10 protein-coding genes are annotated in these 17,375 nt (G+C 68.2%); 5 read left to right on the forward strand and 5 right to left on the reverse strand.

Annotated features, from left to right (window positions below; translation table 11 throughout):
• The first annotated feature begins 56 nt into the window (after positions 1-56).
• Together rlmB and glgX are read left to right on the forward strand one after the other, a co-directional pair.
• Positions 57-1,037 (forward strand): 23S rRNA (guanosine(2251)-2'-O)-methyltransferase RlmB, encoded by a 981-nt coding sequence (rlmB, locus tag AC5RUH_RS05790; protein WP_494128123.1) that lies wholly within the window; start codon positions 57-59, stop codon positions 1,035-1,037.
• A 16-nt stretch (positions 1,038-1,053) separates the two neighbouring features.
• Positions 1,054-3,147: a glycogen debranching protein GlgX gene (gene glgX / locus AC5RUH_RS05795; RefSeq protein ID WP_494128124.1), complete on the forward strand. Its 2,094-nt coding sequence runs from the start codon at positions 1,054-1,056 to the stop codon at positions 3,145-3,147.
• An 82-nt stretch (positions 3,148-3,229) separates the two neighbouring features.
• Here the strand turns inward: glgX and AC5RUH_RS05800 are convergent, their stop codons facing one another.
• The 5 genes from AC5RUH_RS05800 to glgP all read right to left on the reverse strand — a co-directional run bounded on the left by AC5RUH_RS05800 (position 3,230) and on the right by glgP (position 9,100).
• A complete protein-coding gene (locus AC5RUH_RS05800; RefSeq protein ID WP_494002330.1) occupies positions 3,230-3,817 on the reverse strand; it encodes a DUF3618 domain-containing protein in 588 nt (195 codons plus the stop codon).
• The gene (locus tag AC5RUH_RS05805; RefSeq protein WP_494002359.1) at positions 3,814-4,266 is read right to left on the reverse strand and encodes a phage holin family protein; all 453 of its coding nucleotides are present in this window, start codon (positions 4,264-4,266) and stop codon (positions 3,814-3,816) included. The genes AC5RUH_RS05800 and AC5RUH_RS05805 overlap by 4 nt, the downstream gene beginning before the upstream one ends.
• 11 nt (positions 4,267-4,277) lie before the next feature.
• Entirely contained in the window at positions 4,278-5,102 is an 825-nt protein-coding gene (locus AC5RUH_RS05810) for a hypothetical protein (protein WP_494002331.1), read from the reverse strand.
• A 48-nt stretch (positions 5,103-5,150) separates the two neighbouring features.
• Positions 5,151-6,215, reverse strand: a complete 1,065-nt coding sequence (locus AC5RUH_RS05815; RefSeq protein WP_494002332.1) for a YihY/virulence factor BrkB family protein — start codon at positions 6,213-6,215, stop codon at positions 5,151-5,153.
• A gap of 251 nt (positions 6,216-6,466) precedes the next feature.
• The gene (glgP, locus tag AC5RUH_RS05820; protein ID WP_494014726.1) at positions 6,467-9,100 is read right to left on the reverse strand and encodes an alpha-glucan family phosphorylase; all 2,634 of its coding nucleotides are present in this window, start codon (positions 9,098-9,100) and stop codon (positions 6,467-6,469) included.
• A gap of 146 nt (positions 9,101-9,246) precedes the next feature.
• On the opposite strand from glgP, the gene AC5RUH_RS05825 reads away from it, so the two are divergent.
• Genes AC5RUH_RS05825 through glgB form a run of 3 tightly spaced genes read left to right on the forward strand, consistent with a single transcriptional unit; the run spans position 9,247 to position 17,073 of the window.
• On the forward strand, positions 9,247-11,295 hold the full coding sequence (locus AC5RUH_RS05825) for an alpha-1,4-glucan--maltose-1-phosphate maltosyltransferase (protein ID WP_494128125.1): 2,049 nt from the start codon (positions 9,247-9,249) through the stop codon (positions 11,293-11,295).
• Positions 11,295-13,094 (forward strand): maltose alpha-D-glucosyltransferase, encoded by a 1,800-nt coding sequence (treS, locus tag AC5RUH_RS05830; RefSeq protein WP_494002334.1) that lies wholly within the window; start codon positions 11,295-11,297, stop codon positions 13,092-13,094. The genes AC5RUH_RS05825 and treS overlap by 1 nt, the downstream gene beginning before the upstream one ends.
• The gene (gene glgB, locus AC5RUH_RS05835) at positions 13,087-17,073 is read left to right on the forward strand and encodes a 1,4-alpha-glucan branching protein GlgB (RefSeq protein WP_494128126.1); all 3,987 of its coding nucleotides are present in this window, start codon (positions 13,087-13,089) and stop codon (positions 17,071-17,073) included. Before treS ends, glgB begins: the two co-directional genes overlap by 8 nt.
• Positions 17,074-17,375: the final 302 nt, after the last annotated feature.

Here is a 17,375-nt window from a genome sequence, read left to right on the forward strand (position 1 = left end):
CAGCCGGTGCGCCGCGCGTGGGAACGTATCTTCCCCAACACAAAGGTAGTTTTTCGATGGCCAACAAACCTCGCCCCGGAGCGGTGCGCAAGTCCAAAAAGGGACCCACCGCCGGAACCGGCGGACACGGGCGCAAGGCGCTCGAAGGCAAGGGGCCGACCCCGAAGGCCGAAGACCGCCCGTACCACAAGGCGTACCGCACCAAGCAGCTCTCCGAACGCTCGGCCGCCAAGCGCCCGGCCGGCCAGCGCGGCCCGGCGCCCCGCCGCGGCAAGTCCGCCGGCGAGATGGTGACCGGACGCAACTCCGTGGTGGAAGCCCTGCGCGCCGGTGTTCCCGCCAAGGCGCTGCACGTCGGGGTCCGGATCGAGATGGACGACCGCGTCAGGGAATCCCTGAAGATCGCCGCCGAACGCGGTATTCCGGTGCTCGAATCGCACAAGCCGGAACTGGACCGGATGACCGATGACGCCGTCCACCAGGGCCTGGTGCTGCAGATCCCGCCCTATGACTATCAGGACGCCCTGGAACTGGCCGAGGAAACCATGGCCAAGTTCAAGAAGGGCTACATCAACAACGCCCCGCTGTTCGTGGCCCTGGACGGCATCACCGACCCGCGCAACCTCGGCGCCATCATCCGTTCCTCCTCGGCCTTCAGCGGCCACGGCGTGATCGTGCCCGAGCGCCGCTCGGTCGGGATGACGGCCTCCGCATGGAAGACCAGCGCCGGCGCAGCGGTGCGCGTGCCGGTGGCCAAGGCGGGCAACCTGACCAATACGCTCAAGGCTTTCCAGCAGCTGGGCATCTTCGTGCTCGGCCTGGACGGCGGCGGCGACGTCTCGCTGCCGGACCTGTCGCTGGCCACCGAACCGGTGTGCCTCGTGGTGGGATCCGAGGGCAAGGGCCTGTCCCGGCTGGTCCGCGAACACTGCGACCAGATCGTCTCCATCCCGATCGACTCGGCGATGGAGTCGCTCAACGCTTCCATGGCCGTGGGCATCAGCCTGTACGAGATTTCGCGGCAGCGCGCGCGCTAGGAGCAGGTGGACCGTTGTGGCCCGTCACGCCAAGAGCCTTTCCCCTGAGCCTCCGACGCGCCAGGCCCGGCTTTCGCGTGCCTTCCCGCTCGGCGTGAGCGACGCCGCCCCGGGCCTGCCGCCGATTCCCGGCGCGGTCAACGTGGCGGTCTTCGCCCCCGACTTCGGTTCGGTGGACGTGCACTTCCAAGACGCGGCGGGCACCTGGCGGCGCGTCGAACTGACGGCGCTCACCGACGGCGTCCACCACGGCACGGTCGAGGGACTCGAGGCCGGCAGCCGGTACGCCTTCTGGCCCCACGGCGAGGAACTGCCGGCCTCCGGGCAGCTGCTGCTGGACCCCTACGGCCGCGCCATCGACGACGACGGCGGTGTGCTGCGCTCGGTGTACGTCACCGGCGGATTCGACTGGGAGAACGACGCCCGGCCGCACGTGCCGTGGCGGGACACCGTGGTGTACGAGTGCCACGTCAAGGGCCAGACCATGCTGCACCCGGACATCCCGGAAGAACTGCGCGGCACCTACGCCGGGCTGGCGCACCCGGTGATGGTCGAGTACCTGCTGGAGCTGGGGATCACCACGGTGGAGCTGCTGCCGGTGCACTACCACCTGGACGAACCGCACCTGCAAAACCTGGGCCTGGCCAACTACTGGGGCTACAACACGCTCGGCTTCTTCGCCCTCTGGCCGGGCTACGCCACCGCCGCAGCGCAGGCCGCCGGACCGCGGGCCGTGCAGGACGAGTTCCGCACCATGGTCAAGCAGCTGCACGCCGCCGGACTCGAGGTGGTCCTGGACGTGGTCTACAACCACACGGCCGAGGGCGGCAAGGACCAGGACACGTATTCCTTCCGGGGGCTGGCGGACCACGTGTACTACCGGCACGACGGCCACGGGAATTACCTGGACACCACCGGCTGCGGCAACACCATGGACTTCAACGAGCCGCGCGTGATCCAGCTGGCCCTCGACTCGCTCCGCTACTGGGTGGAAGAGTTCCACATCGACGGGTTCCGCTTCGACCTGGCTGTGTCCCTGGCCCGCGACGGAAACAACCATTTCAATCCCCGCCATCCGTTCCTGGTGGCCGTGGGCGCAGACTCGGTGCTCTCCGGGGCAAAGCTCATCTCGGAACCGTGGGACGTCGGCGACGGCGGCTGGCAGACGGGGCACTTCCCGCCGGGCTGGGCCGACTGGAACGACCGCTTCCGCGACACCGTCCGCGATTTCTGGCTGGCGGACCAGGCCGCGTTGGCGGGCGGAGGGCAGGCCGGGACGGTGGCGCGGCTGGCGGGTTGCCTGGCCGGCTCCACCGAGCTGTTCGCCGGTTCCGGCCGCACCGCGCTGGCCTCGCTGAATTTCGTGACCGCCCACGACGGCTTCACCCTGGCCGACCTGACTGCGTACAACCGCAAGCACAACGAAAACAACGGCGAAGAAAACCGCGACGGCCACGACCATAACCGCAGCTACAACCACGGCATCGAGGGTCACACGGGGGACGGCCGGGTCCTCGACGCCCGGGACCGGAGCGCGCGTAACCTGATGGCTACCCTGTTGCTGTCGCTCGGGGTGCCCATGATCTGCGCCGGCGACGAGATCGGCCGCAGCCAGCAGGGAAACAACAACGCATACTGCCAGGACAACGAGCTGGCGTGGACCAATTGGCAGCTGGACGAGCGCGAACACCGGATGTTCGATGCCACCCGCCGGCTTATCCAGATCCGCCGGTCCTTCCTGGCGCACCAGCCGTATAACTACCCGGCACGGGCGGACAGTTCCTACCTGCTCTGGTTCAACGCCGACGGCGAACCGATGACTCCGGACGACTGGAACAACCCGGACTGCCGCCTGGTCCAGCTGCTGATGGGATCGCCCCAGGGTGTGATCGATGGTCTGCTGGTGATCAACGGGGCGTGTCAGCCGCAGAAAATCGTGATGCCGGCCCCGCACGCGCTGCAGGACTTCGGCAAGCACCGCGGCGGGAACCACGTGTTCGAACTGCTCTACACCACCGCGCATTCCGAGGAGCAGCGGCGCGGCGCCAAGGTCCGCAGCGGCGAGAAGGACATGGTGGCCGCCAACAGCCTCTCCGTCTACCGCTCCTGACTTAACGCAGCCGGCGCCGGGAAGGCCCTCAAAGCCTTCCCGGCGCCGGCATGCCGGCCGTTAGCCGGCGTGCACCCAGGGGTTAGATCTGCCGGGGCTCCTCCTGGACGTTGCCGCGGGCCTCTTGGGCCCGTGCCTTCACGTCCTCGGCGGCGGACGCTCCTTCGGACTTCACCCTGCCCGCCGAGTCCTGGGCCGAGGACTTCAGGTCTTCGGCTGCCTCGCGGGCCGGCTCCTTCATGTCCTGGGCCACCTGGCGGGCGGAGTCCTTGACTTCCTGCACCACCGGTTCGGCCTGTTCCTTGACCTTGTCGGCTGCCTGCTGCTCCACCCGGCTGGCCGGGAACAGCGAGGACAGCAGCCAGCCGGCGCCGAAGGCGATCAGGCCGGCCGCCACCGGGTTGCCCTCGGTCTTGCGGGCAAGCTGGTGCGGGGCGTCGCTGGCCATCTCGCCGGCGTCGTGCATCATGGAGCGGGTGCCGCCGGTGGCGTCGTCAGCCGCGCCCATGATCTTCTCCTTGACGCGGCCCACGGAATCCTTCACTTTGTCCGTCTGCCGGTGGACGATGTTCGACGGCGACGCTTTTTCCGCCACGGCGTCCACATCCGTGCCCAGCCGGGCGCGGGTACGTTCGATGTCGGCTCGGATTTCTTCGGGTGACTGGCTCATAGCGCTTCCTCACTTGGCTTCAATGTTTCCGGAATCTGCTTCACTGACTCGGTGGTCCGGGGCATCCCTTCGACCGTCTTCAGCTGCTTGCGGCCAACCGAATACAGAATGGCCGCGATGATGGCCCAGATGACTGCCACAATCAGGCCGGACCAGGCCCACCCGACCCCGCCGGCGATGAGCGCCCACAGGGCCAGGGACAGGAACAGGAGGACGAAGTGGCCGGCCACGCCGGCTCCGCCCAGCAGGCCCGCGCCCTTGCCGGCTTTGGTGCCGGTCTCCTTGAGTTCGGCCTTGGCCAACTCCACCTCCTGGCGCATCAGGACGGAGATGTCCTTGCTGACCTGGCTGAGCAGATCGCCCAAGGATTCGTTCTCGGCCTTGATTTCCGCTCGCGTTGGCTCGGCGCCATCCTGGCCGGGCACGCGTTGATTGCTCGGGCCCGGCATTTGCTGGTGACTCATCGAGTCCCTCCGTCCTCATAGGGGTTCCGCTCCGGGATCGCGGTGCCGCGGCCACCGACGGGCGGTTCGCCCACAGGGTAGGTGGTTTCGGGCTGTGCCGGGGCGCCGCCGAGGGCGGAACCTGTCTGCGCTCCCGGCGCCGCGAAGCCGGCGGCGCTTTGGGCCTCATAGCTGCCCGTTCCTGCCGTGTCGTAGACGGAACCGGTGGTTGCACGGTGCGTGCCCACGCTCCTGCCGGTCATGGAGCCGCTGCCTGCTCCGCTGTCGGCGGTCAGGCCCTTGGTCAGGCGCCCGGCCAAGACGCCGGCCCCCGCCGCGATCGCCAGGAAGGCTCCGGGCCGCCGGCGGGCAAAACGCTTGACCTCGTCCAGCAGGGATCCCGGGTCGCGGTTCTCGAGCCATCCTGCGACTGAGTCGGCCCGGCCCGCCACCTGGCTGACCAGCTGGGTCGCCGGTCCGGACTGTTCCGAGTTGCGGGCCATGGAATTTAGCTCCTCCCCGATGGACCGCAGCCCCGAAGCCACGCGTTGCTGCTGCGTGTTGGCCTGGCCGCGGACACCGTCGCCCAGTTCGGACATCAGGTTGCGGGCCTTGTCTTTGGCTTCGTACGCCACCTGCTTTGCCTCGTCCTTGGCCGTCTGCGCAACGTGCTGGCCGGCTTCGGCCCCTTCGCGCCCTACTTCCCGTGCCTCGGTCTTGGCGGTTTCGCTCCTGGACTGGCCGGTTGAGGGCGGGTTCGACGGCGGCGGTACGGCCGTGCCACCTGTGGGGTAAACGGGAGCGCCCTCGTCGTAACTGCCGGAATGTGGATTCGTGGTCATGGCAATTCCTTTTCCTAGTCGGGTTCTTCCTGTCAGTCCTGATCTTGGTCAGCTATGCTCACGGGATTCCTCGTGGGAATGCGCGTGCTCGCGGCGCAGATCGCGCCCCCGTGCAATGTCCTCCTCTTCCTTCTCGGCATTCTTCTCGATCTTGCGGTTATCGCGGACCGGAAGCTGGATGTTTTCTTCGGCGGCCATGCCGGCCTGCAGTTCGCGCCCGCGTTCGGTCTCGGCATCGAACTCTGCGCCGAACAGCAGGGCGAGGTTGGCCAGCCAGAACCACAGCAGCAGGACGATCACCCCGCCGATGGCTCCGTAGGTCGCGTTGTAGTTGCCGAAGTTGGCTACGTAGAAGGCGAAGCCCAAGGTCGCCAGGGCCAGCACGATCAGCGCGACCAGGGCGCCCAGGCTCATCCAGCGGAACTTCGGCTGCTTCACGTTAGGCGTCGCGTAGTACAACACGGCCACGATCACCACGGCGAAGATGACGACGACCGGCCACTTGGCGATGTTCCAGGCGGTCACTGCCGCCTCGCCGAGTCCGATCACCGAGCCGATCGCCTCCGCCACCGGGCCGGACACGACCAGCATCAGCAGCGTCAGGACGGCCAGCAGCAGCACCACGAGGGTCACCAACAGCATCATCGGGCGGAGCACCCAGAACGGGCGGCCTTCTTCGACCTCGTAGATCCTGTTCATGGCCCGGCCGAAGGCGGTGACATAACCGGATGCCGACCAGATCGCGCCGACGAGGCCGACGACGAACGCCAGCCCGGCTCCCTGGGAAGTGGCGAGCTGCTGGATCGGCTGGCGGATGACATCAACGGCCTGGCCGGGTGCTACCTGCCCCAGCATGTTCATCATGGCGTTGGTGGTTTGTTCCGCCTGCCCTACCAAGCCCAGGATGGAAACCAGCGCCAGCAGGCCGGGGAACAGGGACAGCACCGCGTAGTAGGTGAGCGCCGCCGCAAGATCGGTGCAGTTGTCGTCGGAGAACTCCCGAATGGTCTTGCGGAGGATGTACTTCCACGAAGACTTTTTTACTTGCTGCGGTTGCTGCGGCTTGTCCCCGTGGTCCGGCGGTGGTGCCTCCCGCTCGGTACTCGTGCCCATGTTCGCCTCCTTCGTAGTCCATTCGGACGGAACACCCTCATGCTATTAGTCAGCATGCTGATAATAAAGGGGTGAGTCACACAGAAGGACGTACGAAGCAGCACATTTCCGCTCTAATCCGGCATGAAACGGGGGGTCCCGGCCGATTTAAAGAAACTGTCGGATAGCTACGTTTCAGCCGTTCTGTTGCCACTCGCGCCGGCCGCCCGGGCGGGCGACGGGCGCGAGCGGCAACGGGCGCTGCCCGTGGATCAGCCGGTGGCGTTGGACACCAGTCCGAGTTCGGCATGGTTTGCCAACGCCGGGTGTTTGGGCAGCACCCGCACGCTGTACCCGAACGACCCGGATCGGTCGATGGTGACCGGGCCGGTGAAGAGATAGCGGCCATCGCCCAGCTGTTCGGCGAGGGCAAGTTCGTCACTGGAGGTCTGGGCGAGGTCGTCGTTTTCGGTGACCTGGCCATGCACCACCTGAACGGTGACGCTGTCCGGCGCCAGCGAGCCGAGCCGGACATAGGCATTGACCGTCAGCGATTCGCCGATCTGCGGCTCGTCCGTGATGCCGAGCGAGTCCACGTGCTCCACCGACACGTCGGCCCAGGCCGCATGCACACGGCTGGTCCACGCCGCCAGTTCCTTCGCCGCCGCAAAATCGTCGGCCCGGGCCGTCCGGCCGGATGCCCAGGCGGGACGGTACAGCTGCTCCACATAGTCATGCAGCATCCGTTCGGCGGAAACCGCCGGACCCAGATTGGCCAGCGTGTGCTTGATCATGGCGATCCACTGGTGCGGGACGGCATCGTCGGCTATCGGCTGGGACGGGCCGGCCGCCCCCGCGCCCTCGGAGACCTCGGCGGCATAGAAGCGGGGCGCCACGTGGTGCTCGATCAGGTCGTAGAGCGCGGCTGCTTCGATATCGTCCCGATCGTCCGCGCTGAACATGTCCGCGGTCCCTGCATCGGTGGACGGGTTCGCCGTCGGGATCGCCCAGCCGTTGTCGCCGTCGTACATCTCGTCCCACCAGCCGTCCAACACGGAAAGGTTCAGCCCGCCGTTGATGGCTGCCTTCATGCCGGACGTCCCGCAGGCTTCCAGCGGGCGCAGGGGGTTGTTCAGCCACACGTCGCAGCCCGGGAACAGCGTGCGGGCCATGGCGATGTCGTAGTTGGGCAGGAACACGATCCGGTGCCGGACCTCCGGGTCGTCGGTGAAGCGGACCAGATCCTGGATCATCCGCTTGCCCTGTTCGTCCGCAGGGTGGGACTTGCCGGCGATAACCAGCTGGATGGGCCGTTTCGGGTGCAGGAGCAGCGCCTTGAGCCGGGCCGGGTCGCGCAGCATCAGGGTCAGCCGCTTGTAGGTCGGCACCCGGCGGGCGAAACCGATGGTCAACACGTCCGGGTCCAGCACGGCGTCGGTCCACGCCAGCTCCGCGTCCGCGGCCCCGCGCTTCTTCCAGGCGGCCCGCAGCCGGCGGCGGACATCCTCGATCAGGGCCGTCCGCAGGCTTCGGCGCAGCGCCCAGATGTCCTCGTCGGACACGTCGTAGACCCGGTCCCACTGGCGGGCGATCACCGGCTCGTCGCCGAACGCCGACCGCGCGTACTCGGCGATCCGCGGGTCCACCCAGGTCGGCACGTGCACGCCGTTGGTCACCGAGGTGATCGGCACTTCCTCCTGGTCGAAGCCCGGCCAGAGCCCGGAGAACATGCCGCGGGAGACCACACCGTGCAGCTTGGCCACACCGTTGGCCCGCTGCGCCAGCCGCAGGCCCATCACGGCCATGTTGAACTTGGACGGATCTCCGCCGTCGTAATTCTCGTCGCCGAGTTCCAGAATCTTCGCGGTGGGCACGTCCGGGGCGAGGCCGGCGCTGAAGAAATGCTGGATCTGCGCCTTGTCGAACCGGTCGATGCCCGCGGGCACCGGCGTGTGCGTGGTGAACACGGTGTTGGCGCGGCCGGCGGCCAAGGCCTCGTCCCACGTCAGCCCGGCGGCCGCCAGCTCCTGGATGCGTTCGATGCCCAGGAACCCCGCGTGCCCTTCGTTCGTGTGGAAGACCTCCGGCGCCGGGGCGCCCGTGAGCCGCTGGTGGATGCGCAGCGCCTTCACGCCGCCCATGCCCAGCAGCAGTTCCTGCTGCAGGCGGTGGTCGCCGCCCCCGCCGTAGAGCCGGTCGGTGATGCCGCGGGCGGCCTCGTCGTTGCCCGGGATGTTGGAGTCCAGCAGCAGCAGCGGCACCCGGCCCACGTCGGCGCGCCAGATGTAGGCGCCGAGCCTGCGGCCGTTCGGCAGCGGCAGCGTGACCTGGGCCGGCTGCCCGTCCGGCTCGCGCAGCAGCGTCAGCGGCAGGCCGTCCGGGTCCAGGACGGGGTACGTCTCCTGCTGCCATGCGTCGCGGCTCAGCGACTGCTTAAAGTAGCCGGCGGCGTAGAGCAGGCCCACGCCCACCAGCGGCACGCCCAGGTCGGACGCGGCCTTCAGGTGGTCGCCGGCCAGGATGCCCAGGCCGCCGGAGTACTGCGGGAGCACATGGGAGATGCCGTACTCGGGGGAGAAGTAGGCGATCGACGCCGGTGCGTCCGCTCCCAGCGTCTGGTACCAGCGGTCCTCGGTCAGGTACTGCTCCAGGTCGGCGTCCAGTTCCCGCACCCGCGCGACGACGTCCCGATCGTCGGCCAGCGCCCGCAGCCGTTCGCGGGTGAACGAGCCGAGCAGGGCGACGGGATCCTGGCGCACCTCGGACCAGGCCTGAGGATCCAGTTGTTCAAAGAGTTGCTGGGTGGGCCGGTGCCAGGACCAGCGGAGGTTGCCGGCCAAGCGGGCCAACGGAGCAATGCTCTCGGGGAGGACAGTTCGGACAGTAAATCTGCGGATTGCCTTCACCCGGCCTAGGCTAGCGCAGATCCCCTGCGCCGTTGATGGCCGGCGGGTGAATGCGCGTCGAACTGGCCGTCAACCCGGTCGCAGGGCGTGGGGATCCTTCGCAATCGGGAAGGAATCTCGCTAACGTCTGTCTTGTGACGACTTCGATGCAGGAGCAGAGTACGACCCAGCCAGCCCCCCGCCTGAAGTTCGGCCGGATCCCGGTGGTCGACGTCTGGCCCGTGGTCGGCGGCGGCGAGTTTCCGGCCAAGGCGATACCGGGCGAAGACCTGGAGGTAGCCGCCACCGTCTTCCGCGAGGGGCACGACAAGATCGGCGCGACCGCGGTGCTGTTCGACCCGGACGGCCGGCCCGTCCAGCGGGCAAGGCTGACGCCCGGCGCGCCCGGCACCGACCGCTGGCACGGGACCCTCCGGCCCACCGGTACCGGCCTCTGGACCTTTCACGTGGAAGGCTGGGGAGACAATTACGCCACCTGGCGGCACAACGCCGAGGTGAAGATTGCCGCCGGCGTGGACGTGGACCTCATGCTGGCCGAGGGCCGGCTGCTGCTGGAACAGGCCGCGGGCCAGGGCGGGCGGCCGGAAGGCAACGCGCAGGTGCTGCGCGCCGCCGCCGCCGCGCTCGCAGACGGATCGCTCACCGTGCATGAACGTTTGGCCGCAGGAACCTCGGAGGCCGTGCTGGACGCCGTGAACAGCCATCCGATCCGCAGCCTGGTCAGCCCCTCGAAGCGGTACCCCATCCTCGTGGAGCGTGAACGGGCCGGCCGCGGCGCCTGGTACGAATTCTTCCCGCGCTCCGAGGGCGCGCATTACGACCCGGCGAACGGGCGCTGGACCTCCGGCGACTTCACGACGGCGGCCGAGCGGCTTCCGGCCGTCGCGGCCATGGGCTTCGACGTGGTGTACCTGCCGCCCATCCATCCGATCGGCGAGGTCAACCGCAAGGGACCGAACAACACGCTGACCGCCGGACCCGGCGACCCGGGATCGCCGTGGGCCATCGGATCCAAGGACGGCGGGCATGACGCCATCCACCCCGACCTGGGCGGATTCGAGGAGTTCGACGCCTTCGTGGCCGCCGCCGAGGCGCTCGGCATGGAGGTGGCCCTGGACCTGGCGCTGCAGGCCGCCCCGGACCACCCGTGGGCCACCGAGCATCCCGAATGGTTCACCACGCGGGCCGACGGCACGATTGCCTACGCCGAGAACCCGCCGAAGAAGTACCAGGACATCTATCCGCTGAACTTCGATAACGACCCGCGCGGCCTGTCCGAAGAGGTCCTGCGGATCGTGAAGCTGTGGATTTCGCACGGCGTGAAGATTTTCCGGGTGGACAACCCGCACACCAAGCCCCTGTGGTTCTGGGAATGGCTGATCGGCACGGTGAACCGCGAGCACCCTGAGGTGGTGTTCCTGGCCGAGGCCTTCACCCGGCCGGCCATGATGCACGCGCTGGGCCGCGCGGGCTTCCAGCAGTCCTACAGCTATTTCACCTGGCGCAACACCAAGGAAGAGATCGAGGAATACTTCACCGAGATCAGCCACGAGACGGCGCCGTTCTTCCGGCCGAACTTCTTCGTCAACACCCCGGACATCCTCACCGAGTACCTGCAGTACGGCGGCCCCGCCGGGTTCAAGGTCCGGGCCGTGCTGGCGGCCACGGCCAGCCCGCTCTGGGGCGTCTACGCCGGCTACGAACTCTACGAGCACGTGGCCCGGCCGGGCGCCGAGGAATACATCGACAACGAAAAGTACGAATACAAGGCCCGCGACTTCGCCGCCGCGGAGGCCGAAGGGCGCTCGCTCGCCCCGTACCTGACCCGGCTCAATGCCATCCGGCGGGCCCACCCGGCGCTGGGCGACCTGGGCAACCTTACCGTGCACCGCAGCACCGACCCGGCCACGGTGGTGTACTCCAAGCACAAGGCGCACCTGCCCGAAAGCCACGGCGGCGGGCGGGACACGATCATCGTCGTCGTCAACGTGGACCCGCACAGCGCGCGCGAATCGACGGTCTCGCTGGACCTGACGGCGCTGGGGCTGCGGGAGGAGGACCTTAACGACGACGGCACGTTCTGGGTCGATGACCTGCTCAGCGGGCAGAGCTGGCGCTGGGGCGAACACAACTACGTGCGGCTGGACGCACACGTGGAACCCGCCCACATCCTGCACATCCGAAGGAACCGCTGATGGCCGGCCCCTTCCAGCTGCACGCTCCGGGGCTGACGCATGACCCCCACTGGTACCGCAAGGCAGTGTTCTACGAGGTGCTGTTGCGGGGCTTCGCCGACTCCAACGGAGACGGATCGGGCGACTTCTCCGGGCTGATCGACAAGCTGGACTACCTGCAGTGGCTGGGCGTCGACTGCCTGTGGATCCCGCCGTTCTTCAAGTCCCCGCTGCGGGACGGCGGGTACGACGTCGCGGACTACTTCGACGTGCTGGACGAGTTCGGCACCATCGGCGACTTCAAACGCCTGGTCGCCGAGGCCCACGCCCGCGGCGTCCGGGTAATCATCGACCTGCCGATAAACCACACGTCGGACAAGCACGACTGGTTCGAGCAGTCCCGGCGTGACCCGGAGGGGCCGTACGGAGACTTCTATGTCTGGTCCGACACGGACGAGAAATACCAGGACGCGCGGATCATCTTCGTGGACAGCGAGGATTCGAACTGGGCGTTCGACCCGATCCGCCGGCAGTTCTACTGGCACCGGTTCTTCAGCCACCAGCCGGACCTGAACTTCGAGAACCCCAAGGTGATCGAGGCTTTGTTCGACGTCGTGCGCTTCTGGCTGGACCAGGGGATTGACGGTTTCCGCGCGGACGCCATCCCGTACCTGTTCGAGGAAGACGGGACCAACTGCGAGAACCTGCCCGCCACGCACGCCTTCCTGCAGGACCTGCGCGCACTGGTGGACACGGAATACCCCGGCCGCGTGATCATCGCCGAAGCCAACCAGCTGCCACACGAGGTGGTGGAATACTTCGGCCAGCCCGACGGCGACGGCGGGCTGCGCCCCGAATGCCACATGGCCTTCCACTTCCCGATCATGCCGCGGCTGTATTACGCGCTCCGGGACCAGAAGGCCGCCCCGATCATCGCCACCATGGAGCAGACTCCGGCGATCCCGGCCGGGGCCCAGTGGGGAACGTTCCTGCGCAACCACGACGAACTGACGCTGGAAATGGTCACCCGCGAAGAACGTGAGGCGATGTTCGGCTGGTACGCGCCGGATTCCCGGATGCGGTCCAACATCGGAATCCGCCGCCGGCTGGCCCCGCTGCTGGACAACTCGCGCGCAGAAATCGAACTGATTCACGCGCTGCTGCTGTCGCTGCCGGGCAGCCCGTTCCTGTATTACGGGGACGAGATCGGCATGGGCGACAACATCTGGCTCGAAGACCGCGATGCCTCCCGCACCCCGATGCAGTGGAACCCCGACCGCAACGCCGGCTTCTCCACCGCGGACCCCGGCAAACTGTACCTGCCGGTGGTGCAGTCGCTGGTCTATCACTACAACTACGTCAACGTCGAGGCGCAGCTGGCGCACAACAGTTCGCTGCTGCACTGGGTGCGCCAGATGCTGGCCGTGCGCAAGGCCCATCCCGCCTTCGGCCTGGGCACCTACCGGAACGTGCCGGTGGACTCCGAATCGGTGCTGGCCTTTCTGCGCGAATTGCCGGAGGACAATCCGGAAGGCCTGGAGAAAGAGGTGCTGCTGTGCGTGTTCAATCTGTCGCAGCACCCGGTGGCGGCACCGCTGCGGCTGCCCGAATTTGCCGGCCGGGGGCTGCGCGACACGTTCGGAGGCGTCCCCTTCCCGGCCTTTGACGACGCCGGCCAGCTCACGCTGACGCTGGGCAGCCACGACTTTTTCTGGTTGCGGCTGCGTTCGGCCGCGTCCAACCCCGCATCTCCACAGACCGAGACACTCCCAGTCATCAGACCCGCGACTGAAGGAACAGAGGTGGCATCACATGCCTGATTTCACGCCGAGCCTGCCCGAACTGCTGCACCAGTGGCTCCCCGCCCAGCGTTGGTTCCCCGCCAAGGGCCAAGAGTCGGTCCTGCGCCGGCTGGGCGGCATCCGCTTGCCGGACCCGGCCGGGGCAGTGGGACTGGAAGTGCACATCGTGGCCGTGCACACCGCCGACGCCGTCCACGTTGTCAACGTGCCGCTGAGCTACCGCCGGGAGCCCCTGGCCGGCGGGGAGGCGGCCCTGCTCGGGCGCGTGCAGCAGGGCGCCGAGGACACCTGGGCGGCAACCCGCGAAGAGGGCGAGACCGTCGGGCCGGACGACCGGGCGGGCGGCACCGCGGGGGCGGCTGGCGGCGCCGCGGGCGGTACTGCGGGTGGTCCCGGAGAGCGCTGGATTTACGACGGCGCCCACGACCCGGTGTTCGTGGCCGCCTGGCTGGAACTGATGCGGCGGCAGTCGGTGACGGGCGACGGGCACACCCGCGGCCACGCCGGGGCCGGATTCGATTCCTGGCCGGAGTTCACCACCGGGCTGCAGGCCTCCGTGCTGCTGGGTGAGCAGTCGAACACCTCGGTGGTGGTCCAGTCCGACCAGGGTCCGCTGATCGTGAAGTTCTTCCGCGTGCTGGAAGCCGGCACCAATCCGGACGTCGAGGTCGGAGTGCTGCTCACGGAGGCCGGGTGCCGCGAAGTCCCGGTCACGTACGGCTGGGTGACCGGCGGCTGGCTGACTCCCGGACAGGACAACGACGGCGGCGACCGCCTCTGGGACACCGGACACCTGAGCGTGCTGCGGGAATTCATTCCGGACAGCCAGGATGCGTGGCGCACCGCGTCGGGCTCCGCCCTGGACGGCACGGACTTCAGCTCCCAGGCCCGCGAGCTCGGCGCCGTCACCGGACGGATCCACCGCAGCCTGCGCGACGCGGCCGGCGCCTCCCCGGCGGACGCCAAGGCCGTCGAGGCGTTCAAGGCCGCGCTGGCGGAACGGATCCGCTGGGGCTGGGCCCAGGCCGGGGCGTCCGTGGGGCCCCTGGACGACGCGGTGCAGGAACTGCTGGACCGGCTGGACCAGGTGACCGAGCTTCCCCAGCTGCAGCGGATCCACGGCGACTACCACCTGGGCCAGGTGCTGTTCTCGGCACAGCGGGGCTGGGTAGTGCTTGATTTCGAGGGCGAACCGCTGCGGCCCATGGGCGACCGCGGCACCGACGACGTGCCGCTGCGCGATGTGGTGGGCATGCTCCGCTCGTTTGATTACGCCGCCGGCGTGGCCCGGCTCGCGGAGCCCGACGATGCGGTCGGCGCCGCCGCCGACAACTGGGCGGCGCAGGCCAGCTCCGCCTTCCTGGACGGCTACCGGGAGGGGACGGGCGAACCGGTGGACACGTCCTCCACGCTCTTCCGCGCGTTGCTTTTGGACAAGGCCCTCTATGAAGTGGTGTACGAACAGCGCAACCGCCCGCGCTGGGTACAGGTGCCGGTCCGCGGCGTACGCGAGGCCCTGGCACCACTGGCGGGCACCGGCACCGGGCCGGGAAGCGGCCGGACGTCTGCCGCAGTCGGCGCAGCGGCGCCGGTAGCTCCCGCCTTCGCGGGTGCGTCCGCGGCCGGAACTTCCGCCCAGACAACTTCCCGCGCGGCCGGCGCCCCCGGGCCGGCCAACACTTCCGGGCCGGCCAACACTTCCGGCGCGGCCAACACTTCCGGGGCGGCCAACACTTCCGGCGCGGCCGGCACCCCCGGACCGGCATCGCCGTCGGGCAGCCGCTCCCGCACCCCGGTGCGTGTCGAGCCGGAGGTGCTCTCCGCCGTCGCGCACGGGTCCTACCACCAGCCGCACGCAGTGCTCGGTGCCCACCTGGACGACCATGGACACGTCACCGTCCGCACCCGGCGTCCGCTGGCCGACTCCGTCACGGTGATCACGCCGTCACTGCGCGTGCCGATGGAACACGAGCACGAGGGCATCTGGGTGGCGGTATTCCCGGCCGATGATCCGGGACGCGTCCCGGATTACCGCCTCGAGGTGGCGTACGACGGCGGTGCTCCCGCCATCAGCGACGATCCGTACCACTACCTGCCCAGCCTGGGCGAAATCGACCTGCACCTGATCGGCGAGGGCCGGCACGAGACCCTGTGGACCGCGCTCGGTTCCCACGTGCGCCGCTACAACTCCGCGCTGGGCGACACATCCGGGGCCAGCTTCGCCGTCTGGGCGCCGAATGCCCGGGCTGTCCGGGTCAAGGGCGACTTCAACCACTGGGACGGCGCCCGGCACGCGATGCGTTCCATGGGCGGATCCGGCGTGTGGGAGCTGTTCATCCCCGGCGTCGAGGCCGGTGCCGTCTACAAGTACGAGCTGCTGGGCCAGGACGGCCAGTGGCGGGAGAAGGCCGACCCGATGGCCCGCTGGACCGAGGTCCCGCCGTTGACCGGGTCCCGCGTGGTCGAATCGCACTACCGCTTCGGCGACCAGGAATGGATGGAGCGGCGTGCCGCCCGCGACCCGCACAACGGGCCGATGAGCGTGTACGAGGTGCACCTGGGGTCGTGGCGGCTGGGGCTGGACTACCGGCAGCTGGCCGACCAGCTCGCCGAATACGTCAGCTGGCAGGGCTTCACGCACGTGGAGTTCATGCCGGTGGCCGAGCACCCGTTCGGCGGATCGTGGGGCTATCAGGTCACCTCCTATTACGCGCCGACCTCGCGCTTCGGGCACCCCGACGACTTCAAGTACCTCGTGGACAGGCTGCACCAGGCCGGCATCGGAGTCCTTTTGGACTGGGTCCCGGCACACTTCCCCAAGGACGAGTGGGCGCTGGCCCGGTTCGACGGCCAGCCGTTGTATGAACACGCAGACCCCCGGCTGGGCGAACACCCGGACTGGGGCACGCTGATCTTTGACTTCGGCCGCCGCGAGGTGCGGAACTTCCTGGTCGCCAACGCGCTGTACTGGCTGGAGGAGTTCCACATCGACGGACTCCGGGTGGACGCGGTGGCCTCCATGCTGTACCTCGACTACTCGCGCAATGACGGGGAATGGGTCCCCAACATCCACGGCGGCCGCGAAAACCTGGAGGCCATTTCCTTCCTGCAGGAGGTCAACGCCACCGCGTACAAGCGGGTGCCGGGCATCGTCATGATCGCGGAAGAGTCCACCGCGTTCGACGGCGTGACCCGCCCGACCAGCGCGGGGGGCCTCGGCTTCGGCCTGAAGTGGAACATGGGCTGGATGCACGACACGCTCGAATACATCGCCGAGGACCCGGTCAACCGGATGTACCACCACGGCAAGGCCACCTTCTCGATGGTCTATGCCTACACGGAGAACTTCCTGCTGCCGATCAGCCATGACGAGGTGGTCCACGGCAAGGGGTCGATGCTGCGCAAGATGCCCGGCGACCGCTGGCAGCAGCTGGCCAACCTGCGCGCCTACTTGGCCTTCCAATGGGCGCACCCGGGCAAGCAGCTGATCTTCATGGGTACCGAATTCGGCCAGGAGTCGGAATGGTCGGAGCAGCACGGGCTGGACTGGTGGCTCTCCCAGAACGTTCCGCACAAGGGCCTGCAGCACCTGGTCCGCAACCTCAACGGGATCTACCGTTCCACGCCGGCCCTGTACGAGCGCGACAATGAGCCGGCCGGCTTCCAGTGGATCGACGAGAACGACGGCGCGCACAACACGCTGTCCTTCATCCGCTGGGACCAGCACGGAAACCCGCTCGTCTGCGTGGCTAACTTCTCGGGGGCCCCGCACGAAGGGTTCCGGCTGGGAATGCCGTGGGCGGGCGAATGGGACGAGGCCCTGAATACCGATTCCGCCGAATACGGCGGATCCGGAGTGGTCAACGCAGGTGCGGTCACCGCCGTGGAAGGCGGCTGGAAGGGCAGCCCCGCTTCTGCGACGCTCCGGGTGCCGCCGCTGGGCGTGGTGTACCTGAAGCCGGCTGCCGGTGGCCCGGCCAGGGTGGAGGAAGGATGAACGGCAGCGGAATTTACATCCGCGCCGACCGGTGCTAGAGTTTAAAGCCGCGCAGGGCGGTAAGGCCGCCTCGCCGAACCGGCCGAAGGCAGTTGCCAACGGGCGGAGCGGGACCGGGCGGTTTGACAAGAACTGCCAGCGCGGGTAAGTTAGAAAAGTTGCTCCGGAGCGATGGAGGGCCTGAGAGGGTCGTCCTGGTGCCGGGTGCTCCTGTTGTTTGAGAACTCAATAGTGTGCCAAGTTTGTTGATACCAATTATTTATTGGTTGAAAGTGCCGTGGCGTGCCGCCCCTGTGGTGTGT

This window comes from Arthrobacter sp. Y3223166 (assembly GCF_059090935.1).

What these genes read in the sequence shown, in the direction of transcription:
- treS (WP_494002334.1), top strand. Translation starts at nt 11,295, where the DNA reads ATGGCCGGCCCCTTCCAGCTGCACGCTCCGGGGCTGACGCATGACCCC.
- glgB (WP_494128126.1), top strand. Translation starts at nt 13,087, where the DNA reads ATGCCTGATTTCACGCCGAGCCTGCCCGAACTGCTGCACCAGTGGCTC.
- AC5RUH_RS05825 (WP_494128125.1), top strand. Translation starts at nt 9,247, where the DNA reads ATGCAGGAGCAGAGTACGACCCAGCCAGCCCCCCGCCTGAAGTTCGGC.
- rlmB (WP_494128123.1), top strand. Translation starts at nt 57, where the DNA reads ATGGCCAACAAACCTCGCCCCGGAGCGGTGCGCAAGTCCAAAAAGGGA.
- AC5RUH_RS05815 (WP_494002332.1), bottom strand. Translation starts at nt 6,215, where the DNA reads ATGGGCACGAGTACCGAGCGGGAGGCACCACCGCCGGACCACGGGGAC.
- AC5RUH_RS05805 (WP_494002359.1), bottom strand. Translation starts at nt 4,266, where the DNA reads ATGCCGGGCCCGAGCAATCAACGCGTGCCCGGCCAGGATGGCGCCGAG.
- AC5RUH_RS05810 (WP_494002331.1), bottom strand. Translation starts at nt 5,102, where the DNA reads ATGACCACGAATCCACATTCCGGCAGTTACGACGAGGGCGCTCCCGTT.
- AC5RUH_RS05800 (WP_494002330.1), bottom strand. Translation starts at nt 3,817, where the DNA reads ATGAGCCAGTCACCCGAAGAAATCCGAGCCGACATCGAACGTACCCGC.